The organism is Bacillus manliponensis (assembly GCF_000712595.1).
In the GTDB taxonomy this organism is placed as follows: Bacteria; Bacillota; Bacilli; order Bacillales; family Bacillaceae_G; genus Bacillus_A; species Bacillus_A manliponensis.
In genome coordinates this window covers 160,816-182,770 of the sequence record NZ_JOTN01000004.1, presented here as the reverse complement: position 1 = coordinate 182,770, position 21,955 = coordinate 160,816, and the positions used below count along the sequence as shown (strand labels likewise).

The 21,955-nt window shown below is 37.1% G+C and carries 20 protein-coding genes; 7 read left to right on the top strand and 13 right to left on the bottom strand.

Annotation, left to right across the window (positions count from 1 at the left end):
* The first annotated feature begins 172 nt into the window (after positions 1–172).
* Both BAMA_RS06900 and prpE read left to right on the top strand, forming a co-directional pair.
* Positions 173–1,333 (top strand): FtsW/RodA/SpoVE family cell cycle protein, encoded by a 1,161-nt coding sequence (locus BAMA_RS06900; protein WP_034637583.1) that lies wholly within the window; start codon positions 173–175, stop codon positions 1,331–1,333.
* A gap of 77 nt (positions 1,334–1,410) precedes the next feature.
* Positions 1,411–2,151 carry a bis(5'-nucleosyl)-tetraphosphatase PrpE gene (gene prpE, locus BAMA_RS06895; RefSeq protein WP_034637581.1) on the top strand — a complete coding sequence of 247 codons (741 nt, stop codon included), beginning with the start codon at positions 1,411–1,413 and terminating at the stop codon, positions 2,149–2,151.
* Positions 2,152–2,174: 23 nt separating this feature from the next.
* Here prpE and BAMA_RS06890 read toward each other — a convergent pair whose 3' ends face one another.
* The 4 genes from BAMA_RS06890 to BAMA_RS06875 are packed head-to-tail and all read right to left on the bottom strand — an operon-like array spanning position 2,175 to position 4,930.
* Complete coding sequence (locus BAMA_RS06890; protein WP_034637579.1) at positions 2,175–3,062, bottom strand: RluA family pseudouridine synthase; 888 nt, start codon at positions 3,060–3,062, stop codon at positions 2,175–2,177.
* 15 nt (positions 3,063–3,077) lie between these two features.
* Positions 3,078–3,875: an NAD kinase gene (locus BAMA_RS06885; RefSeq protein WP_034637577.1), complete on the bottom strand. Its 798-nt coding sequence runs from the start codon at positions 3,873–3,875 to the stop codon at positions 3,078–3,080.
* A 21-nt stretch (positions 3,876–3,896) separates the two neighbouring features.
* On the bottom strand, positions 3,897–4,532 hold the full coding sequence (gene yjbM, locus BAMA_RS06880; protein WP_034637575.1) for a GTP diphosphokinase: 636 nt from the start codon (positions 4,530–4,532) through the stop codon (positions 3,897–3,899).
* Between the two features lie 26 nt (positions 4,533–4,558).
* Positions 4,559–4,930, bottom strand: a complete 372-nt coding sequence (locus BAMA_RS06875; protein WP_034637573.1) for a UPF0738 family protein — start codon at positions 4,928–4,930, stop codon at positions 4,559–4,561.
* A 152-nt stretch (positions 4,931–5,082) separates the two neighbouring features.
* Here BAMA_RS06875 and BAMA_RS06870 point away from each other — a divergent pair, with 152 nt between their 5' ends.
* From BAMA_RS06870 to BAMA_RS06860, 3 genes are all read left to right on the top strand, one after another.
* Positions 5,083–5,661 carry a CYTH domain-containing protein gene (locus tag BAMA_RS06870; protein WP_034637570.1) on the top strand — a complete coding sequence of 193 codons (579 nt, stop codon included), beginning with the start codon at positions 5,083–5,085 and terminating at the stop codon, positions 5,659–5,661.
* 159 nt (positions 5,662–5,820) lie between these two features.
* A complete protein-coding gene (locus BAMA_RS06865) occupies positions 5,821–6,219 on the top strand; it encodes a globin domain-containing protein (RefSeq protein WP_034637565.1) in 399 nt (132 codons plus the stop codon).
* Entirely contained in the window at positions 6,219–7,112 is an 894-nt protein-coding gene (locus BAMA_RS06860) for a ClpXP adapter SpxH family protein (RefSeq protein ID WP_034637563.1), read from the top strand. Before BAMA_RS06865 ends, BAMA_RS06860 begins: the two co-directional genes overlap by 1 nt.
* 453 nt (positions 7,113–7,565) lie before the next feature.
* Here BAMA_RS06860 and pepF read toward each other — a convergent pair whose 3' ends face one another.
* From pepF to mecA, 5 genes are all read right to left on the bottom strand, one after another.
* Positions 7,566–9,392 (bottom strand): oligoendopeptidase F, encoded by a 1,827-nt coding sequence (pepF, locus tag BAMA_RS06855; protein ID WP_034637560.1) that lies wholly within the window; start codon positions 9,390–9,392, stop codon positions 7,566–7,568.
* Positions 9,393–9,696: 304 nt separating this feature from the next.
* Positions 9,697–10,938: a competence protein CoiA gene (locus tag BAMA_RS06850; RefSeq protein WP_235184425.1), complete on the bottom strand. Its 1,242-nt coding sequence runs from the start codon at positions 10,936–10,938 to the stop codon at positions 9,697–9,699.
* Positions 10,939–11,247: 309 nt separating this feature from the next.
* The gene (locus tag BAMA_RS06845; RefSeq protein WP_034637554.1) at positions 11,248–13,068 is read right to left on the bottom strand and encodes a S9 family peptidase; all 1,821 of its coding nucleotides are present in this window, start codon (positions 13,066–13,068) and stop codon (positions 11,248–11,250) included.
* A gap of 160 nt (positions 13,069–13,228) precedes the next feature.
* Entirely contained in the window at positions 13,229–14,770 is a 1,542-nt protein-coding gene (gene cls, locus BAMA_RS06840) for a cardiolipin synthase (RefSeq protein WP_034637552.1), read from the bottom strand.
* A gap of 83 nt (positions 14,771–14,853) precedes the next feature.
* On the bottom strand, positions 14,854–15,531 hold the full coding sequence (gene mecA / locus BAMA_RS06835; protein ID WP_034637550.1) for an adaptor protein MecA: 678 nt from the start codon (positions 15,529–15,531) through the stop codon (positions 14,854–14,856).
* 463 nt (positions 15,532–15,994) lie between these two features.
* On the opposite strand from mecA, the gene BAMA_RS06830 reads away from it, so the two are divergent.
* Positions 15,995–16,675 carry a TerC family protein gene (locus BAMA_RS06830; RefSeq protein ID WP_034637549.1) on the top strand — a complete coding sequence of 227 codons (681 nt, stop codon included), beginning with the start codon at positions 15,995–15,997 and terminating at the stop codon, positions 16,673–16,675.
* Between the two features lie 60 nt (positions 16,676–16,735).
* Here BAMA_RS06830 and spx read toward each other — a convergent pair whose 3' ends face one another.
* Positions 16,736–17,131, bottom strand: a complete 396-nt coding sequence (spx, locus tag BAMA_RS06825; protein WP_034637547.1) for a transcriptional regulator Spx — start codon at positions 17,129–17,131, stop codon at positions 16,736–16,738.
* A 576-nt stretch (positions 17,132–17,707) separates the two neighbouring features.
* On the opposite strand from spx, the gene BAMA_RS06820 reads away from it, so the two are divergent.
* Entirely contained in the window at positions 17,708–17,911 is a 204-nt protein-coding gene (locus BAMA_RS06820; RefSeq protein ID WP_034637545.1) for a hypothetical protein, read from the top strand.
* 66 nt (positions 17,912–17,977) lie between these two features.
* On the opposite strand, the gene BAMA_RS06815 is transcribed toward BAMA_RS06820, so the two are convergent.
* From BAMA_RS06815 to BAMA_RS06805, 3 genes are all read right to left on the bottom strand, one after another.
* Complete coding sequence (locus BAMA_RS06815) at positions 17,978–19,618, bottom strand: peptide ABC transporter substrate-binding protein (RefSeq protein WP_034637541.1); 1,641 nt, start codon at positions 19,616–19,618, stop codon at positions 17,978–17,980.
* Positions 19,619–19,966: 348 nt separating this feature from the next.
* Positions 19,967–20,902, bottom strand: a complete 936-nt coding sequence (locus BAMA_RS06810) for an ABC transporter ATP-binding protein (RefSeq protein ID WP_034637538.1) — start codon at positions 20,900–20,902, stop codon at positions 19,967–19,969.
* On the bottom strand, positions 20,892–21,938 hold the full coding sequence (locus BAMA_RS06805) for an ABC transporter ATP-binding protein (protein WP_034637536.1): 1,047 nt from the start codon (positions 21,936–21,938) through the stop codon (positions 20,892–20,894). The genes BAMA_RS06810 and BAMA_RS06805 overlap by 11 nt, the downstream gene beginning before the upstream one ends.
* Positions 21,939–21,955: the final 17 nt, after the last annotated feature.

Sequence of the window (21,955 nt, the reverse complement as noted above, 5' to 3'; positions counted from 1 at the left end):
CCATGATTCACCATCTGACATTTCTTACGTAAATATCAACAACATATTTGCAAACAACTAAAAATCGGCTAAGATGGTACTAGTGTCTTTTTTATAATGTGAATGGCTTTTATATGCTAAAAATCCAGATTTCACAATATAAATAACGAGCAATAGAAAGGAATACAGTACGGTGAAAGATAAAAATTCTCAATATCGAATAGATTACGCGTTAATTTTCATTTTACTTGCCATTGCCATTGTAAGCTGCTTCGCAATCAATAGCGCACAGCCGTCTTTACCAAAAAATTTGCAAGGCATTAACTTTATGGCCAAACAAATCCAATGGTATATTATCGGGATTGTCGCAATTGTTGCTGTCATGGTCATCGACTTTGATCGCTACAAACAAATTGCTTGGTATTTATATGGGTTTGCTATCATTCTTCTACTTGGACTTGAATTTAAAGTACCAGGAGCAATGACAATTAAAGGGGCAACAGCTTGGTACAATGTACCCGGCATTGGACGCTTCCAGCCTTCTGAAATTACAAAGTTGATTTTAATTCTTGTTATCGGGCGTCTTATCGTCAATCATAATGAGAAATATCCAATTCGTACCCCGCGTGAAGACTTGATCTTACTCGGAAAAATTTTCGCTGCTGCCCTGCCGCCATTACTTCTTATCGCAAAAGAGCCGGATTTAGGAAACACAATGGTTATTTCTGCAATGATCGCAGCAATGATTTTAGTTTCCGGTGTACGCTGGCGCTTTATTTTCGGGTTAGCCGGCATCACAATCACAGTTGGAGCAGGTCTTGTATATACGTACTTTGCACATACTGCATTCTTCAAAGAGCATATTTTAAAGGAATATCAATTAGACCGTTTCTACGGTTGGCTAGCACCTTATGAATACGAAACACAAGGATATCAGTTGCGCCAAGCACTGCTTGCAACAGGATCTGGCGAAATGAATGGAAAAGGATGGGAAAACGGACAAGTATATTTCCCAGAACCACATACCGACTTTATTTTCACAAACATCGCTGAACAGTTTGGCTTTTTAGGTGGAAGTGTTGTTATTTCATTGTTCTTCTTACTCATTTATCGTATGATTCATATCGCCTTAGAAAGTAACGATCCATTCGGTAGTTATATATGTGCTGGAACGATTGGGATGTTCACATTCCAAGTATTCCAAAACATCGGAATGACAATCGGATTATTACCAATTACCGGTATTACACTACCGCTTATGAGTTACGGAGGAAGTTCGTTACTGACCTATATGATTGCCATCGGCTTCGTACTAAACGTAAGGTCTCGAACAAAAACATTTATGTTTGATTAAACCATATCCATTTGGGTATGGTTTTTTTCTATGTTCATTAGAGGTATACTAAGAAAAAATAAAGCAGGTGATGGAAAATGAACTATGATATTTTCGGGGACATTCACGGTTGTTTTGCTGAATTTCAAGCATTAACGGAAAAGCTAGGTTATAGCTGGGAAAGCGGACGACCTGTCCATCAACAAAAACGGAAGCTTGCTTTTGTTGGTGATATTACAGACCGTGGACCTGGTTCTTTAAAAATGATTGAAATTGTGTGGGAACTTGTGATGAACAAACAAGAAGCATACTATGCGCCAGGAAATCACTGCAATAAATTATACCGCTTTTTCCTTGGGCGCAATGTAAAAATCGCACATGGACTTGAAACAACCGTTGCTGAGTACGAAGCATTATCAACTCGCGAGCAAAAAATCATACAAAAAAAATTTATCGACTTATACGAAAAGTCTCCTCTCTATCACATACTTGATAAGAAGAAACTGATTGTTTGCCATGCAGGAATTCGTCAAGATTACATAGGAAGAACAGATAAAAAAGTGGAAACATTCGTCTTGTACGGTGATATTACAGGTGAAAAACATCCAGACGGTTCACCTGTTCGCCGCGACTGGGCCCAGCATTATAACGGAGACGCTTGGATTGTATACGGACATACACCTGTAAAGGAGCCTAGATTCGTAAATCATACGGTTAATATTGATACCGGAGTCGTATTTGGAGGACAGCTCACTGCTCTTCGGTATCCGGAAATGGAGACAGTGTCTGTCCCTTCTACAATGCCATTTGTTCCAGAAAAGTTTCGTTCGATTGACTAAAGAAAAAGCTGTTACCATCTTCGTTATGGTAACAGCTTTTTCATATCTTCCGGTATATCAGCATGAAATGTCATGCTTTCTCTTAATATAGGATGCCACATCGTCAAACTTGTACTATGAAGCGCTTGGCGACCAATTTCATCTAGCAGCCCCCCGTACAAATCATCCCCAAGCAAAGGATGACCGATATGCGCCATATGAACACGAATCTGATGGGTACGCCCTGTTTCTAATCGAAGTGCAACGTGCGTTTTATTTTCCATTCTGCGCAGCACCTTAAAATGCGTCACAGCTCTTTGTCCACCTTCACGTACCGTCCGCTCGATAATACTTTCTTCTTTCCGAGCAATTGGGGCATCGATTGTACCGCTATCTTCTCTCACAATGCCATGAACAATTGCCTCATACGTTCGTTCTACTTGCTTATCTTGATGTTGCTTTGATAGCAAATGATGCACGAAACGATTTTTTGCGATTAGCATCAATCCAGACGTATCGCGGTCTAACCTCGTTACAATATGTACTGTACTCGCTAAATTTTGCTTATCGTAATGATGAAGAAGTGCATTTGCTACACTCCCGGTCGGATGTTCTCGCGACGGAATCGTTGACATATATGGTTCCTTATTCATCACAAGAATAGAATCATCTTCATATACGACAGAAAGCGGGAGATTTTCGCTTTTCATTCCCTCGCTTCGCTGCTCTGGCGGGAAACATATTGTTAATTGTTCTCCCTCTTGCAGCATATGCCGTACATTTGCAGAAACACCATCTACTTCAATAGCACCGCCATGAAATTTAATGTCCGTTAAAGCCGCTTTTGAAATACCTTTTTCTTTTACAAACTGACGAATCAAAAGACCTTGCTCTTCTTCGGTAATGTGCCATGTTAATGTATATCTTTTCAAACAGATAAACCCTTTCTAACCCTCTGTTACAAATGAATCACGAACTCGTTTCCAAAACGGGAACGGGCGGAATCGTACAAAGCGTACTCTTTCATCTGCAACGCGGTATTGAATTGATTTGACATCTTGGTGGACCATCGTCAAATGGTCAATTGTTATTTGTAAGTTCATCCCTTTTGTTGGTTTTATCACACACGTATGATGCTTTGGCAATACAAGCGGTGAGCCAACTGTACGAAAGACGCGATTGTTAATCGACGCCATTTCAGCAATTTGAATCGCTTCTAATGAAGGATGAATAATGGCTCCGCCTAGCGCCTTATTATATGCCGTACTCCCTGATGGTGTAGAAACACAAAGGCCATCACCGCGGAACGTTTCAAAATATTCACCACGAATTTCAACGTCTGTTACTAATGTACCTTCACAACTTTTCACTGTCGCTTCATTTAACGCTAAATGTTGTGATTCTTTTCCGCCCTTTACATAGCGAATAATCACTTCTAGAAGCGGATATTCTACAACTTGAAACGGCGTTTTTGCAATTGCAATAACAAGCTTCTCTACTTCTGCTGGAAGCCAATCTGCATAAAACCCTAAGTGTCCTGTATGTACTCCAACGAAAGCCGTTTTATCAAGACGTTTACAATAACGATGAAACGCATGTAAAAGCGTACCATCTCCCCCTACTGAAACAACGATATCCGGCTCTTTTTCATCCATCACCAATCCGAAATCACGTAAATATTCTTGCATTGTCGAAGCAAGTGCGTTCGATGATTGATCCCCTTTTGACATAATTGCAAACTTCATGGCCCAACACCCTTTAATTTGTTATTCTGAATCTGTTGACTCTTGTTTTCTTGAAAAAATCTTTTGTGCTTCTTGAATTTCAAGACGAATCGATGACATCTCCTCATCTAATAAGAAAGCAGCCTCCGCAGCACGCTGCAGACGTAGTTCAATATCTTTTGGGAACCGCCCATGATATTTATAATTTAAAGAATGCTCGATTGTTGCCCAAAAATTCATTGCGAGCGTACGAATTTGAATTTCAACTAATACTTTCTTTTCCCCGCGGATTGTTTGCACCGGATAACTAATGACAACGTGGTAAGAGCGATAACCACTTTCCTTCTTCTGCGTGACGTAATCACGCTCTTCCACAATTTCAAAATCGTTTCGCTTTCTTAACATCTCAACGACCGTTTTAATATCCTCCACAAACTGACACATCATACGAAGACCCGCAATATCTTGCATATCTTCCCCAATACGTTCAATTGGAATGTTTCGTTTTACCGCTTTATCCATAATGCTCGGTGCAGATTTTACTCTTCCCGTTACAAATTCAATTGGGGCATGCTCAGCTAACATCTCAAACTGAGAACGCATTCCTTTTAGCTTTATTTTTAATTCTTCCACCGCTTGATGATACGGCGCTAAAAATTCTTCCCAATTTCGATTCATTCAAACCACCATCCAAACGACGTTTCTTACAGAAACACTTTCTCTACTTCATTTACAAGTTCCTCTCCGTAGTTTGCGTTTCCTTCAATATTTTCAACTAAGTATTCAACTTCTTCTTTCATTGCTGATAGTTCAAGCTCAACTTCATTTACACGAACAAACATCGTCATGTCATTTTTCATTGCTTCGTGCATTTCTTCCCAGCATGTATGAGGAATACTTACATATATAAACGACGTCTCATTCTCTAAAATGTATAAAAACGCTAAGTTATCTGAGTCTACAAGTACGTGATCACGTGTTGATAATTCCTCTACACGTAGTTCTGTATTTTCTGCACAAAAAATAAGAGCATTCTCTTTTTTTTCTACGCTCTTAACTTGAATTTTATTTTGCATAATTGTTAATTCCTCCAACCATAATCAAATTCCTGTCACTATTCACAGTTTTATTGTACCATAACATACACCGAAACAAATAAGACATTGAATCAAAATTATGAAAAAGCGATAATGTGTACAATACATTTCATCCCAAAAGGAGTAAAAATATGAAACAAGAAATTGAAATCGAATTTAAAAATATGGTTACAGAAAAAGAGTTCCATACATTATGTAGCGCCTTTTCTATCGAACATTTCCAAACGCAGGTGAACCACTATTTTGAAACGGATACATTCTCATTAAAACAAGCTGGTTCTGCTCTTCGTATCCGTCATAAAAACGGAAAGTACACCTTAACATTAAAACAACCAGCTACAGTTGGTTTGTTAGAAACACACCAAACTGTTACCGAAGTAGAAGCAAACAAAATGATGGAAACGAACACGATTGTAGAAGGTGCAGTACGAAATCAATTGCAAACGCTAGAAGTTCCTGTTTCTTCTTTAACATATATGGGAAGTTTAACAACAGAGCGCGCGGAAATACAATATGAAGATGGCACACTTGTATTTGACCATAGTTTCTACTATGACCAAAATGATTATGAACTCGAATATGAAGTAACTGACGAACAAACTGGAAAACAAAATTTCCATGCTTTATTAACAACACATAACATCCCTGTTCGTCATACAGACAATAAAGTAAAACGCTTTTTCCTTGCCAAACAGAAAAAAGCAAGGTAGAGTGAATTTTTGAATAAGATGCATACAAGCAATAGTCCCCCGTGCCAGCACGGGGGTCTTATATGTCAGCGATAATGAAGAGTAAGCGATTTATTTGCCCTTTCTCATCATTCATTGCTACAATGTATATACATTTGATGGAAAAAGGAGATTTACATGATGAGTAATCAACAAATGACACCATTTGAAGCAATTGGCGGTGAAGAAGTTCTTGCAGCATTAGTCGATACATTTTATTCCTATGTGAGCAAACACCCTGACTTATCTCCCATCTTCCCAGACGATTTAACAGAAACGGCTAGAAAACAAAAGCAATTTTTAACGCAATTTTTGGGTGGACCAAGCCTTTATACAGATGAACATGGTCATCCAATGCTACGCGCTCGCCATCTCCCGTTTGAGATTACGCCAGAGCGCGCTAAAGCTTGGTTATTATGCATGGAGCAAGCGATGGATGATACAGGCGTTGAAGGACCAATTCGAGAGTTTGTATTTGAACGCCTTACGTTAACTGCCCATCATATGGTTAATACGCCAAGTAAATTAGGTGAAATATGATGGAACGTAAAGAAAATCAACATATGCTGCTCACACCACCTTCGAAATGCGAACGAAAATCTGTTGAAGCACATTTGTTTATTGATCCACTTTGCAAAGACTGTTGGGATATTGAGCCGCTTATGATTAAACTTTGGCTCGAATATGGAAACCATTTTACAATTCGACATGTATTAACCGGAAAAGTAGATGGTGCCGCTGACTCCCCACACAAATGGAATAAACCTGCTAATATTCGATTTGTGTGGGAGAAAACAACAAGTCTTCATGGATTTTCGTGCGACGGAAAAGTGCATATGAATGATGCAGCATCCACACCATATATTACTTCTCTCGCAATTAAAGCGGCAGAGTTGCAAGGGCGAAAAGCAGGGGCGAAATTTTTAAGAAAATTACAAGAATATATTTTCTTAAACAATGTAATAAAACCAGATGCGTCGTTACTATTCACATGCGCAGCCGAAAGTGGTATTGATTTAGAAGAATTTAAACAAGACTTACACTCAATTAGTGCAAAAAAAGCATTTCAATGCGATTTAAAATTTACAAATGAAATGCACATCACGGAAATCCCGTCCCTCGTCTTTTTCCATGTGAACTCAGATGAAGAAGGCATTAAAGTGTCTGGCATTTATTCTTATGAAGTTTATGTACAATTGTTAAAAGAAATAGTAAACGAAGATATGAAGCCAAAACCACTTCCACCTTTAGAACTATTACTAGAAGCATTTCAATTTATGTCTTCACAAGAGCTAGCTTTTATTTACAATTGCACACAGCCAGAAATTGAAAGAGAAATGAAGAAATTATTATTGAAACGACAAGTACAAGCAATTGATGTAAAATGCACTCGATATTGGAAATGGATTACAAAAGAAAACGACCTAGTGTAAACACTAGGTCGTTTTCTTTACGGCTTATAAAAATATTAAAGGGGATGGGAGAAATTTCACGTTCAAACAAAGGGGTATATGTTTGTATGTGAATTCGTTCACGCTTATTATATTACAAGATTCGACGTCAGATGACAAGACCTTTTGTCGAATTTCACAATTCTGTCACATTCTAAACGCTTTCATACATGAATATACTATAAAACACTGATAGAAAGGGGCTAAATCATGAAAAAATACCATATATTACTTCTTGCTTTTCTGCTATTACTCACTTTCTCCTTCTATATTCTCGCATTACTGGAAACCTTCCCACTTCTTTTATCGTTACCACTTTTGTTTGGATCCATTGTACTCATCGTTTCCTACATAAATGGATATAAACGTTTTAAAAGATTTTAACAAAAAGAAGCCGACCCACAAAATACATACGTATATTGTGGATCGACTTCTTTAGTTTTCTTCAAATAATAACGCTTCTAATTCATTTAATTTCTCTTCAAATACTTGCAATGCTTCTTTCACAGGTTCTGGTGATGTCATATCTACACCTGCTTTTTTCAACACTTCAATTGGATAATCAGAGCTTCCCGCTTTTAAGAACTCATTAATATAACGTTCTACAGCCGGTTCTCCTTCTTCTAAAATTTGTTTCGATAATGCTGTTGCAGCGCTAAAACCTGTTGCGTATTGGTATACGTAATAGTTGTAATAGAAATGCGGGATACGAGACCATTCTAAGCCGATTTCCTCATCAATAACTACGCTATCTCCGAAATATTTCTTATTTAATTCATAGTAAATTTCCGTTAACATATCCGGCGTAACCGCATGACCTTCTTGTACTTTCTTATGAATTGTATGCTCAAATTCAGCAAACATCGTTTGACGGAATACTGTGCCGCGGAAACCTTCTAAATAATGATTTAATAAGTATAAACGTTTCTTCTTATCTTCTGTCGTCTTTAGTAAGTAATCGTTTAATAACGCTTCATTACATGTAGATGCTACTTCTGCAACGAAAATGGAATAATCTCCGTATACGTGCGGCTGCGTTTCTCTTGTATAGTAACTGTGAACAGAATGTCCAAATTCATGAGCAAGTGTAAATAAGTTATTCACGTTATCATGCCAGTTCATTAAAATGTATGGATTTGTTCCATATGCACCTGATGAATACGCTCCGCTTCGTTTTCCTTTATTCTCATACACATCAACCCAGCGGTTTTCATATGCTTCTTTTAAAATGTCAACGTACTCTTCACCTAGTACATCTAATGATTTTAATAGTAAATCTTGTGCTTCTTCATATGTTACTTTCATTTTCACTTCTTGTACTAGAGGTGTGTATAAATCATACATATGAAGCTCATCTAAGCCAAGTGCACGCTTACGAATATCAATATAACGATGTAATAAATGTAAGTTTTCATTTACTGTATCAACAAGTTGATCATATACAGACTCTGGAATGTTATTATTACTTAGTGCTGCTTGACGAGCAGAATCATACTTACGTACACGTGCATAGAAGTTATTACGTTTAATTGCACCATTTAACGTACTTGAGAACGTATTTTTATATTTGCCATACGTTTCGTACACAGCTTGGAATGCATCGCGGCGCACGCGTGCATCTTCACTCTCTAAAAATTGAATGTAACGGCCGTGCGTCACTTCTACGTCTTCTCCGTCTTCATCAGTAATAGACGGGAACTTTAAATCAGCATTGTTTAACATACCAAACGTATTGCTTGATGCACTCATTACTTCAGAAGCTTCTGCTAACAACGCCTCTTCTGCTTCAGATAATACGTGAGGACGCTGACGTGTAATTTCTTCTAATGCATGTGCATATACATTTAGTTCTTTATTTTCTTGTAAAAATGACTTCAATTTCTCTTCTGGAATCGTTAAAATTTCTGGCACAATATAAGCCATTGCACTAGAAGCTTGAGAATATAAGTTTTTCGCACGATCATTTAATGCTTGGTATGTTGAATTTGTTGTATCTTGGTCATAGCGCATATGAGCATATGTATATAATTTACCAAGTCGCATTGATACTTCATCTTCGTACTGCAATGCTTCTAGTAATGCTGCAGCTGAATCACCAAGTTTTCCTTTATATTCAGCTAACTTAGGAATTACCCCCTTAATTTCTTGAAACTCGTTTTCCCAATCTGCATCTGTCTTAAAAATATCCTCTAAGCGCCACGTATATTTTTCTTCAACTTCACTGCGCGGCGGTAATGTTTTTGTTGGTTTTTGTTCAGTCATTAAAACTCCTCCTTATCTATATCAATCCCGTTTACTCTCTAAAATACAAGCTAAGCCTTCTTGCTTCCTACTTTTTATTCCAACACAGTACTCGACAGAATGAGCCGCTGATCTTGATTATCCTTAGGCTGAGCTCATACTTAAACATATAATCATGTTCTCCACTCACACTAAGGCTATCCAAACAAAAACGGCACTGACCGTTACTACACTCAGCCAGTCCCTCTCTACCATCTAAAAAAGAAAGATTTTAAAAGCTTTTCAGTATTTTCAAAAGGATTCATATAATACCATTCGATTCTTGTTATGTAATTCCCTTCTCACACCTCTCTATTATATCCTCTTTTCTATCTATCATGTTGTACTTCGACTCAAAAAGAGACAATGCAGCACACACCATTTCCTCATCTAAATTGCTCATTTCTCCTTCCATTTTCACGATAGAAAACGAACGCTTTTTTCGATATTTGTAAAGACTCACTTCCTCTACCTGTCCAATCCTACATAAAAATCGCATATATTCTTTCACCGCTTCTTCCCAAAAGTTTTTTGGAAAATACGGGAGATGCCGGAGACGGATTCCTTTATGACGGGAAACGTATTGAAAAACTGTATGCAATGAGATATATTCCCCGGTTGCTAGAGACTCAAGTAACTCAAGGACAATATATGCTTGCCAAAGGAATGGATGTGTTTGAAATGAAAGTGAAGACGGGAGTGGAACACCAATTTCAGGAGGAAAATAAAAAGGAGGAATTTGTTTTTCATAAAGAAGATGTAAAAAGGAACGCTGACTATACTTCCATATTTGTAAACTATTTGACCGGAGATACCGCTTTTTCTGTAGCCACTCTGTTTTTAGTCCCCCTATAGAAAAGGGGAAACGTTCCAATAAAGAAGAAAATGTAGTAGTACGTAGCGGTAAATGTATAAGGTGTGAAAAAACAATCGATGAGGAAAATGGAATAAGCGGAGAGCCTTTGAAAAATGATTTTTCATTTGGACAAAAATAGAGGAGATATGGATGAGGATAATATTGCGTACATAACGAATGAAATGAAGATAACGAAAGTCCATATGCATTATGGTGCTTTAATCGATTTCCACCTAACACCCATATGATTTGTATTCCTTCTTTCCAATACGAATGTGTACGCTTTAGCCATTCGTTATTCGAAATTGTGGCACACTGATATTCAATCGCAAACTTCCTATTCTCTATCGTTACGAAAAGATCTGGCCGTTGTTTAATATTCGGCAAATAATGTTCAACTTCAACTTGTAAATTTTGCGACTGGAACCATCTATATAATTGGGCTTTTCCTCGCATATGATATACAGATTCTCTTTCGAAATGCGCGAGACAATTATCTGATTTTTTATGGGCAAAGTGCCATCTGTTCTGCTTCCCTATTCTTAGACCTACTTCTAAATGGCAAACGGGACAAAAGAACCTTTCTTTCTCACGAATCATGCGTAATTGTTTCTCATTCCAACTATGAAGAAGATGTAATAATTGACCGTTCTCTCGTTTTGCAACAAACACATTATCACTTCCTTTCTCACCCATGTGTATTCTACATATAATGACAAACTCCTTTTATGTTTATCGAGCCAATCGCCTGTTGCAATATACGTACTTAATAAGCCCTTCACATAAAGTGAAACTTTAATCAGTGGGGGTTTTCTCCATCCCCCACTGATTATTAGTTGAACCAATCGGGCTTTTACGGACTGTTAATCTCCCACCTAAACTTCTTCGCTTTTTCTCAAGTTTTGAGGTGGGAGTTTTACAGACCGTTAATGCGGGATGAAACGAGGGGCTTATTAAGTAACTTTTCATCGCGTCTATATCTTACACTTTCATCTCTATTACTTTTTGCTGGTGTTTCTCTAAAAACTCCGCAATACGACGGTATACTTTGATTTCATTTTCTTTCTTTGAAAAACCATGTCCTTCATCTTCTAACACCATATACTCAACATCGCGTCCTTTTTCTTTCAACGCCTCATACATTTGATCAGACTCCGCTTGCACAACGCGTGGGTCGTTTGCACCTTGAATAATAAGCATCGGTTTTACCATGCCATCTAAATACGTGATTGGTGAGTCTTCTGTTAACTTCTCCTTATCACGTTCTGGGTGACCTACCCAGCGGTCCATAATTGGCTTCCAATGTTCCGGAACCGATTCAATAAACGTGAACAAATTACTTACACCAAAAATATCAACGGATGCACGGAAATATTCAGCATGACGGCCTGATAATAATAACGTCATATAGCCACCGTAGCTGCCTCCGACTACAAATAACTTATCACGATCTGAAATTCCTTGCTCAAACAACCACTCAATACCGGCTACGCAATCAAGACGTGGTCCTTCTCCCCAATCGCCTTCAATTACTTTCGTAAACTTCGAACCATAACACGTACTTCCGCGGAAATTCGGCGCAAATATCGTGTAGCCAAGACCGGTCATGTATTGGAATAACGCACGGAATTGTTTCCGCTCTGCCCATTGTGGTCCACCATGCGGCCAAAAAATTGTATAATCATTTGCCGCTTCCTTTTGCGGTTTGAAAAGAAGAGCTTCAATTTCTAAACCATCATACGATACATAAGTAATTGTTTCTGGATCTGACAGACTATCGCTTTCTACACCTAATACACGATTGTTCGTTAGCATCGTCCATTCTTTCACACCTTTACCTTTGTGTAGCATGAAAATATTTACCGGCGCGATTGCACTATGACCTGCCACATACACATTACCGGACTCTGCGATATGTAACTGATTTACAATATCAGCTGGCAATGTTATCGGTACTAATGACTGATCCTCTAGCGATAAGCGATATAGGCGATCCTCTACTCCTTTATTCGTCCTGATATAGCAGCTTTTTGATTCCTTATGATATTTAATCTCCTCAACGCCTTCTGCTGCAAATTTTTGGACGATATTAAATTCTTTCGTCTGCAAGTTAAATGACGCCACATATACAAAATCTGCGTCATAGTCTGTTATAAATAAAATCGTATTTTCATCTACGAATTGGCATGAATAGGTTACATGTTCCACTTCACTTGGTGGCGTTAATAGCATCATTTCTCCGTCACACAATGCATAAGCTAACGAATATGTGTTACTAAAATGTTTATGAATAATGAGTGTCTTCTCATCTTCACTTACTGCTATTAAACTAGTCGGTGCGTCCTCACCAGTATGCAAGAGCTTATCTTCCTTCGTTTTCAAATCATAACATCTGACATTCATATACTTCTCATTATCACGGCTCGTTGTATAATAAATACGCTCACCGTCTTTTGATAGATAAGAGAAAAATTGCTTTTCATCTTTTTCAGCTGGAATTAAAGGAAACGGCTTTCCGCCTTCTGGACGAAGCGCATGAATTTTATAATTCTCATCACCATCGTGATCCAGACCTAATAAAATGTAGTTTCCATTTGGGTCCAACTTAATGAAGTCACTTATTTGATTGCAGTACGTTAATGGATATGGATAGGCATTTGGCAAGTCCATTGCCCATAAATTCGGCTTTCCATTCATATTTGAAGCGTACACAAGCCGCTTCTCATCCTTACTTATCGCAAATGCTCCAATGTTATACGTTTGAAAAAACTGTTCTGCATCATGGTGCTGGAAATCAATCATTCCTATTCCACCCTTCATTTCATTATCCATGCATAATTGCATGTACATAGTTAAGTATAGTTTTATTTTTCTTTATTTTCAATTTATTAAAAATAAAGAAAAAGTCGAATCATGACAAACAAGATGTCAAACCCAACTTTTTCTTTACTCTTCTAAATAGCTATAACAAAGGTGATAATAAGCGATATGTCGATTCTACAATACGCATCACAAGGCGACGATTGTGGAACCGCTCTTTATGAATTTCATTTGATACTGTTAAGTCATCTTCAAAATCTTGCACAAGCTTTTGAATACTTTTTGTATCATATAAAAATGCATTAACTTCAAAGTTTAAATGGAAACTTCTCATATCCATATTTGCTGTACCAATCGATGCTAAATTTGAGTCAACGATGACAATTTTACTGTGTAAAAAGCCTTTTTCATATTCATATATTTTGGCTCCTGCATCTAATAGCTCTGGAAAATAAGAACGCGATGCGTAGAAGACGGTGCGCTTATCTGGCTTACTTGGCATTAAAAGGCGGACATCAATTCCGGCAAGTGCGGCAACTTTCAGCGCTGATAGTATATCATCATCGGGAATAAAATATGGCGTAGCAATCCAAATTGACTTTTTAGCAGAAGCAATCATCGCAAAATATAAATGCTTAATAGTTTCCCACTGCGTATCTGGTCCCCCTGCAACGAGTTGTATACCACCCAATCCCTCTTCTTCTACTGGCTCAGCTTGCAAATAATCAGGAGTAATGACAGCCTCACCCGTCATATAAAACCAGTCTTGTAAGAAGATGAGCTGCAAGCTTTGCACTGCTTCTCCTCGTAAATATAAATGCGTATCCCGCCAAAAACCAAAATATTTATTTTCTCCTAAATATTCATCACCAATATTTAACCCACCAACAAACCCTTCATCTCCATCTATGACAATAATTTTCCGATGGTTACGGTAATTAATTTTGTCATTTAAAATCGGGAATCGCACAGGAAAGAACGGAACAACTTCGACCCCCGCACGTTTTAAATCTTCAATATAAGAATTTGATAATTTAAAGCTCCCTACCGCATCATATAAAAAGCGAACGATGACACCTTCTTTTGCTTTTTCGATTAAAATATCTTTAATCGTTGTCCCAAGCCGATCGTCACGGACAATGTAATACTCCATATGAATATGGTGCTTCGCTTTTTTTAACCCTTCTAAAATCGCGTGAAACGTTTCATCACCATTTGTTAACACTTTTGTTTCCGTTTGAAAGGATATATTATGTGCGCCAAGTCGCTCTGCTAAACGAAGTAGCATTTCTTGATGTTGATGCTTTTTTAAAATTTTTCCCTGGTTTTCTTCACCTTTATATTGTAAAAAAGCTTGTTCATCTAAGAGAGCTTTCTTTTGGAACATTCGTTTTCTTCGAAAGTTTTGTCCAAATAATAAATATGCAAAAAAGCCTACTACCGGTAAAATGCCTAAAACAATAAGCCACGTTAATGTTTTAGAAGGATGTCGGTTTTCTAAGAAAATGACAAAACTAATGAGAAAACCCGATATCGTAAAGAAAATACTTAAAATACCTAAAAACGAAACGTTCTTCATTTCGATTACACCTGAATATAACGTCATGTCTATTATCATACGTAATGACATAAACGCAAAAAATATACCCACCAAAAAGAAGAGTAGTTTTAATATATTTTTCATCTCTTCCCCCCTCACTTACACACCTTCTACATATAGTATGTCCCACACATATAAAAAGCCGATTTCATTCTGTTGAAATCGGCCTAATTTTTAAGTGTAAAATGGGTGCGAATTGTTTCTAATGCTTTCTCAGCAACAACTGCTTTTCCATATTCACGTATACGATGAATTGTTAACGTTGACTCTTCTCCGTATTCTAATATAATGCTTAAAATGCGATCTATTTCCTCTTCATCATGTAGCACTTCATCAAATTCTACATATACATAATAGCGGCCTTCAAATGAATGTAACTCATCTTGTATATCTTCAAATACAAGGCGATGACTTAGCGAAATCACATGTTCAAAATCATCAAATCGAATTAAAAAGCCTAACGTTCCATCTTCGTGAAATGGCGTAACCGCTTCTTGTTCTTCCTCTTTTTGTTGTTGAAATAGCGCTTCTACTTTCTCATCAAGAGGAATATCAATAATTTTATCTAGACCAATTGGTAATTCTAATTTTTGTCCATCTTTTGAGAGTTCAGCTCTTGTTACAAGCACCTCAATTCCTTTATCCATCGCTTCCACTTGAATCCAAAGAGGTCCGTCAATGAAAAAGTCATCGTAATCACGAGCTTCATCCATCATCTCCCAAAATAACTCCTCACTTCTTTCGCGGTTATACCAAATTTCCTCACGGTTAAACCCACGATCTTCTATATCAATGTACGAAATATAAAATTTCATCGTATGATCGTTAATTCTTTCGATATCCAAAAAAACCTCTCCCTTCCTATTTGGAATGGTTATGAAGGGATTCCCCACTCATATTACAAAAAATTATAATCTTGTACTCTCATTTTATGATAAGATGAGCCAGAATGGAAATAAAATCACCTTATTTTGAAAAAAACAGTTATTCACCTATTTCCAAAGCCCTATATTTTTTCTACCAATACATCAAATCATTGTATACAAGTAACCATTCTACACTCTAACTGAAAATAATCTTTCATATTCCCCTGTTTTACATATGAATACTTAGAAAAATTCTATTCTAGTACATATCCTGGCGAAAACTTGCGTATGTCTGTATAAGGACAAGATAAAGTGAAACTTCACTTAGCTTTCTCCATCTTCACTAAGTGTTAGTTGAACGAATCGGACTTTTATGGGCTGCTTTTCTATGGAAGTAGGAACTTGGCGGTCCATTAAAGCGGGACAAACGGAGGCCGAATACATGGAATTAGAATTTTTAACATCTATACTGATTATCATTGGGATTGATGTTGTATTAGGTGGTGATAACGCTATCGTTATTGCCCTTGCAAGCAGAAACTTACCAGAAAACGAGCGTAATAAGGCCATTATTCTCGGTACAGGCTTAGCAATTGTTCTTCGCATTTTACTTACCATTCTTGCTGTTTATTTGCTCGATATCCCTTTTTTACAGCTTGTCGGCGGCATCATGCTCACTCTTATTTCCGTGAATCTACTAACAGACCAAAGTCACGATCTTTCTTCTATACAAGCAAAAACAACTTTATTTCAAGCTGTACGCACAATTGTCTTCGCAGATCTTGTAATGGGGTTTGATAATGTACTTGCTATCGCTGGAGCAGCACATGGAAATTTTTTATTAGTCATTACCGGATTACTCATCTCCATACCGATTATTATATGGGGAAGTAAACTCATTTTATTATTTATGGAACGCTTTCCACTTCTTATCTACATAGGCGCTGCCATTCTCGCTTATACAGCTGGAAGAATGATAACGCATGAACAATCTCTTTCATCATTTTTCATAAGCAACCCAACTTTCGCGTCAAGCATACCCATTCTCTTTGTTCTGACTGTACTATGCATTGGCTATATCGTAAATCAAATGCGACTACGCAACAGAACAAAAAAACTGTAATTATGCTAAAAACCTTCTACAAATCAGTAGAAGGTTTTTATATAATAAATAACATTATACTTAATTTACAAGACGCTGAGCTTCACGTAACTGGAATGTTCTTACCGTACGTGGTAAGAAGCGGCGAATTTCATCTTCATTATACCCAACTTGAAGACGCTTTTCATCGATCATAATTGGACGACGAAGAATGCCTGGGTTGTTACGAATTAACTTATATAAGTCTTGAAGAGGTAAAGATTCTAAATTAACATTTAGTTCTTGGAAAACTTTCGAACGTGTTGAAATAATCTCATCCGTCCCACTTTCCGTCATACGTAAAATTTCTTTAATTTCCTCAATGGATAATGAATCCGAGAAAATGTTTCTCTCCGTATATGGAATATTATTTTCCTCTAACCATAATTTCGCCTTTCTGCAAGACGTACAACTTGGAGAACTATATAGTGTTACCATACATTACTCACTCTCCTTAAAAGTACATTTTTGTACTCATTAACTTTTCATATTTGAAAGAATTCCCTTGTCTTTAACCTAGTTGTCTTCCTAATAAAACAAACGAGTTCACAAGCAATTAGCACATCACTTACAAACAAGTATTCTTTCCAAAAACAATTACTTTAAATAAGTAACTTCTATAATCATTATACAATATATTTGTGTAGAAATATACAGTAAATTCACCTTAGAATGTTTGAAAAGAGCTGCCAAAAGTTATATAAATTGTAAGACAAGCCTAAAGAACATTTGTTCTTAATACTATTGTATCAAATTGTTCTCCTTCTTGTCTATGCGTTTCAAAAGAAAAGTCTGAATTTGTAACAATTATATTGTCTAACTTTTCTTTCTTTTATTCCCTTTCTCACATACAATAGAAGTAAGTGTACAACTCTCCACAAATATTAATAAAGTGAAACTTTCTACCATTATGGTATATCACAGCACATAGCTTCAAAAGGCAAATGACCACTACTATGTCAGTTACTCTCTTTCCATATTATATATACATTTAACAAAAGGAGGACGTTCTATATGGTTGCTTTTTTTATTGACTTTGCAATTGTTGCACTCCTCGTTATCGGCATTACTGCTTTTATCGGTGTCATTACAAATAGCATCGGAGAAAAAGTATTTGGTAGGAAAAATAATATGAAATTTGTCAATCAGAGCAGTCGAATGCAATCGAGCTGGAATAAAGTTGGCGGAAACAATATTTATAAGAAAAAAACGTATTAAAAAACGAAGCAGGAAAAGCCGCCTGCTTCGTTTTTATATGTGTATAGGTACATCTTATCGTTTTACTTATTTACTTACGTAAGCCCATTTCAAGCTCATGTCGCCGCCGTATTTATGCATGTACAGATCTTTAATTGTTTCACGCTCTACACGTGCTGATCCACGTTGATAAATTGGTGCGATTACTGCGTCTTCAAATAACATTTTTTCTGCTTTTAATAAATCATCCCAGCGCTTGTCTAAGTCAGAACCATTTTGCTTCGCTTCTCGGATAAGTTTATCGTATTCCGGGTTAGAGTACGACATTTTATTTTGCGCTCCGTCCGTTACGAACATATCTAAGAATGTCATTGCATCTGGGAAGTCTGGACCCCAGCCACTGAAGGAAATATCAAACTCGCCGCTGCTTTCTAACTTTAATACTTGTGCGAATGGTTGTGTTTGAAGGTTTACTGTTAAGCCTGGTAAGTTCTTTTCTAATTCACCTTTTAAGTACTCACTTGTTTTCTTCGCAAGATCTGAATCAGAGTTTAATAAAGATAGCTCAACTTTATCTGTGCCTAACTCTTTCAAACCAGCTTCCCAATATTTTTTCGCTTCTTTTGCATCAGCTTTTACCATTTTACCGTTTTCTTTACGGAAGTCTTTTCCGTCTGGGCTTTTAACGAAGTCTTTCGGAATTAAACCGTAAGCAGCTTGAGAACCGTTATTGAACATTGTATTTACCATTACTTCACGCTCAAAGCCCATAGAGATTGCTTTACGAATATTTTTATTCGCTAATGCTTCATTTTTCTGGTTTAAACGTAAGAAGAATACTGTCGGCTCATCCATCGTTTTGAAGCCTGGATCATTACGATATTTATCTACAAATTCTGCTGATAAACCAGCGCGATCTACTTCGCCTGTTTCATATAGGTTAACAGCTGTTGCTGTTTCTTTTACGACATTAAAGTTTACTTCTTCTAATTTTACTGTTTTCTCATCCCAATATCCTGGGTTTTTCTTTAATTGATAGCTTTGTTCGTGCTTCCATTCACTTAATACGAATGGACCGTTATAAAGTGTTGTATTTGCTTCTAATCCGAACTGATTCCCTTGTTCTGTTACATATTTCTCATTTAAAGGATAGAACAGCGGATAAATTGTTAAATCTGCAAAGTACGGTACTGGATTGTCCAGTTCCACTTCAAATGTATAATCATCAACTGCTTTAACACCTAATTGATCTGGTGTTAATTCACCTTTATTAACTTTCTCTGCATTTTTTACGTCAAACATAATATATGCTGATTTTGCAGCTGTCGCTGGGTCAACCGCTCTTCTCCAAGAGTATACAAAATCATGTGCTGTTACAGGATCGCCATTTGACCATTTTGCATCTTTACGTAATTTAAATGTGTATTTTTTACCATCTCCAGATTTGTCATGAGTTTCTGCTACACCTGGTACTAACTTATCATCTTTTTCAAGACGATATAGTCCTTCCATTGTGTTGTTCATTACTTGTGAAGATGCCGAATCTGTTGACAACGTCGGATCCATTGTTGGAATTTCTGACGCCGCAAGTAAGTTAATCACTTGCTTACCGCTTGTTTTGTCCCCTTTTGCCTTTGCTTTTGACTCCTCTTTCGGAGATCCACAAGCCGCTAACATCATGCTCATTGTTAATGCTGATGCAAGTAGCACTGGTACCTTTTTCTTCATCCTTATGCCCTCCCTATGACACGTTACCCTGCCTAAGCAGAAAGAATTGTATATACTTTCTAATAATTCATATTATACATGCAAATATGATTTTTGTATATCTTTTTTTCTTTCTTGCTAAAATTTTCTGTTAATATGACAACATTTGTAAACGCTTCAACAAGTAATACATAGCGTTTTAATAGCTCAAAAACCAATTTGATTGAATAATTTAAATTATCAGAGAATAAGTAACTGTTTTTGTCGCAATAGTTTATTTACTAAAGTATTATTCATTATTCATCTATTAAATATGTCCCTATATTCCCTCGAAATAAAAAAACGACCTGAAAACAGGCCGTTTTTCTCTTATTGATAAATTTCTTTATATTTTTTATACTCTGCTTCTGAACAAAGAACGAAATGTCCAGGACGAATTTCACGCATTTGTGGCTCTTCGTTTCCGTATTCATGCTGAGACGGATCATAAATAATACGCTTACGATTACGCTCATAGTCTGGATCTGGAAGTGGGATCGCTGATAATAGTGACTTTGTATATGGATGAATTGGATGCTCGTACAGTTCATTACTATCTGCAAGCTCTACAATTTTACCATGATACATTACACCAATACGATCGCTAATATATTTTACCATCGATAAATCATGGGCAATGAATAAGTATGTTAATCCTTTTTCTTTTTGCAGATTTTTCAACAAGTTTACGACTTGCGCCTGAATGGATACGTCAAGTGCTGAAATTGGCTCATCGGCAATAATAAAGTCTGGATCTACCGCAAGGGCACGTGCAATTCCAATACGCTGACGCTGACCACCAGAGAACTCATGCGGGAAGCGGTTTGCATGCTCGCGATTTAAACCTACTGTCTCAAGTAGCTCATACACACGGTTGATACGATCTTCTTTGTTTTTTGCTAAACCGTGAATATCGATGCCTTCTGCAATAATATCTTTAACAGTCATACGTGGGTTTAATGATGCATAAGGATCTTGGAAAATCATTTGCATTTTACGGTTAAACTTCTTCAGCTCTGCACGTGATTTTCTTCCGTGAACATTTTCACCATCAAATTTCACTTCACCATCAGTTGCATCATATAGACGAATAATCGTTCTACCCGTCGTTGATTTACCAGAACCAGATTCTCCAACTAGTCCAAATGTTTCACCGCGGTAAATGTCAAACGTGACATTATCAATCGCTTTTACAACTCCACCACTCACATTAAAGTATTGTTTTAAGTTTTTTACTTCAATTAATTTTTCACGATTATTTGTCATGTTGTTCACCTGCTTTCATTTGACGAATGCGTTTCTGAACAATTTCAGGTGGCTCTACATAAGGAGCTTGCTCATGAAGCAACCAAGTTGCTGCATAATGCGTATCACTCACTTTAAATAAAGGTGGATCCATTTCGAAATCAATCTTTAACGCTTGTGGGTTACGCGCTGCAAATGCGTCGCCTTTTGGCGGTTTTAATAAATCTGGCGGCGTTCCAGGAATTGCATATAATTCATCTTCTCCACCGTCTAAACTTGGCATAGATGCTAACAGTCCCCATGTATATGGATGCTTTGGATTGTAGAAAATTTCATCAACCGTACCAATCTCTACAACTTTTCCTGCGTACATAACTGCAACACGGTCCGCAACGTTTGCTACTACACCTAAATCGTGCGTAATGAAAATAATTGCCGCTTCTGTTTTTTGCTGAATATCTTTCATTAGCTCTAAAATTTGCGCTTGAATCGTTACATCAAGTGCTGTTGTTGGCTCATCGGCAATTAATAACTTCGGATTACAAGCAAGTGCCATCGCAATTACAACACGCTGTCTCATACCACCTGAGAATTGGTGTGGATATTGCTTTAACCTTGCATCAGGATTTGGAATTCCTACAAGATCAAGAAGCTCTAATGCAACTTTACGCGCATCAGCTTTGCTCATATTTTGGTGCTTAATAAGCCCTTCCATAATTTGATTTCCAACTGTCATCGTTGGGTTTAACGATGTCATCGGGTCTTGGAAAATCATCGCAATATCTTTTCCGCGTACTTGTTGCATTTCTTTTTCTGATAACTTCGCTAGGTCACGACCTTCAAATAAAATTTCTCCGTTTTTAATACGGCCTGGCGGGTTTGGAATTAGTCCCATTAACGCTTTAGAAGTAACGGATTTTCCTGAACCCGATTCCCCTACAATCGCTAAAGTCTCACCTTTTTTTAAATCAAACGTTACTCCGCGAACTGCTTGTACTTCACCAGCATGTGTATCAAAGGAGACTTGTAAATCTTTTACTTCTAATAATGTTTTCATCTCTTTTTCTCCTCTCT

Coding starts and splice junctions, on each gene's coding strand:
- BAMA_RS06815 (WP_034637541.1), bottom strand. CDS start 19,618: ATGAAGAAAAAGGTACCAGTGCTACTTGCATCAGCATTAACAATGAGC.
- BAMA_RS06860 (WP_034637563.1), top strand. CDS start 6,219: ATGGAACGTAAAGAAAATCAACATATGCTGCTCACACCACCTTCGAAA.
- cls (WP_034637552.1), bottom strand. CDS start 14,770: ATGAAAAATATATTAAAACTACTCTTCTTTTTGGTGGGTATATTTTTT.
- BAMA_RS06865 (WP_034637565.1), top strand. CDS start 5,821: ATGAGTAATCAACAAATGACACCATTTGAAGCAATTGGCGGTGAAGAA.
- BAMA_RS06870 (WP_034637570.1), top strand. CDS start 5,083: ATGAAACAAGAAATTGAAATCGAATTTAAAAATATGGTTACAGAAAAA.
- BAMA_RS06805 (WP_034637536.1), bottom strand. CDS start 21,938: ATGAAAACATTATTAGAAGTAAAAGATTTACAAGTCTCCTTTGATACA.
- BAMA_RS06820 (WP_034637545.1), top strand. CDS start 17,708: ATGGTTGCTTTTTTTATTGACTTTGCAATTGTTGCACTCCTCGTTATC.
- yjbM (WP_034637575.1), bottom strand. CDS start 4,532: ATGAATCGAAATTGGGAAGAATTTTTAGCGCCGTATCATCAAGCGGTG.
- BAMA_RS06875 (WP_034637573.1), bottom strand. CDS start 4,930: ATGCAAAATAAAATTCAAGTTAAGAGCGTAGAAAAAAAAGAGAATGCT.
- BAMA_RS06830 (WP_034637549.1), top strand. CDS start 15,995: ATGGAATTAGAATTTTTAACATCTATACTGATTATCATTGGGATTGAT.
- spx (WP_034637547.1), bottom strand. CDS start 17,131: ATGGTAACACTATATAGTTCTCCAAGTTGTACGTCTTGCAGAAAGGCG.
- BAMA_RS06845 (WP_034637554.1), bottom strand. CDS start 13,068: ATGATTGATTTCCAGCACCATGATGCAGAACAGTTTTTTCAAACGTAT.
- pepF (WP_034637560.1), bottom strand. CDS start 9,392: ATGACTGAACAAAAACCAACAAAAACATTACCGCCGCGCAGTGAAGTT.
- BAMA_RS06885 (WP_034637577.1), bottom strand. CDS start 3,875: ATGAAGTTTGCAATTATGTCAAAAGGGGATCAATCATCGAACGCACTT.
- BAMA_RS06810 (WP_034637538.1), bottom strand. CDS start 20,902: ATGACAAATAATCGTGAAAAATTAATTGAAGTAAAAAACTTAAAACAA.
- prpE (WP_034637581.1), top strand. CDS start 1,411: ATGAACTATGATATTTTCGGGGACATTCACGGTTGTTTTGCTGAATTT.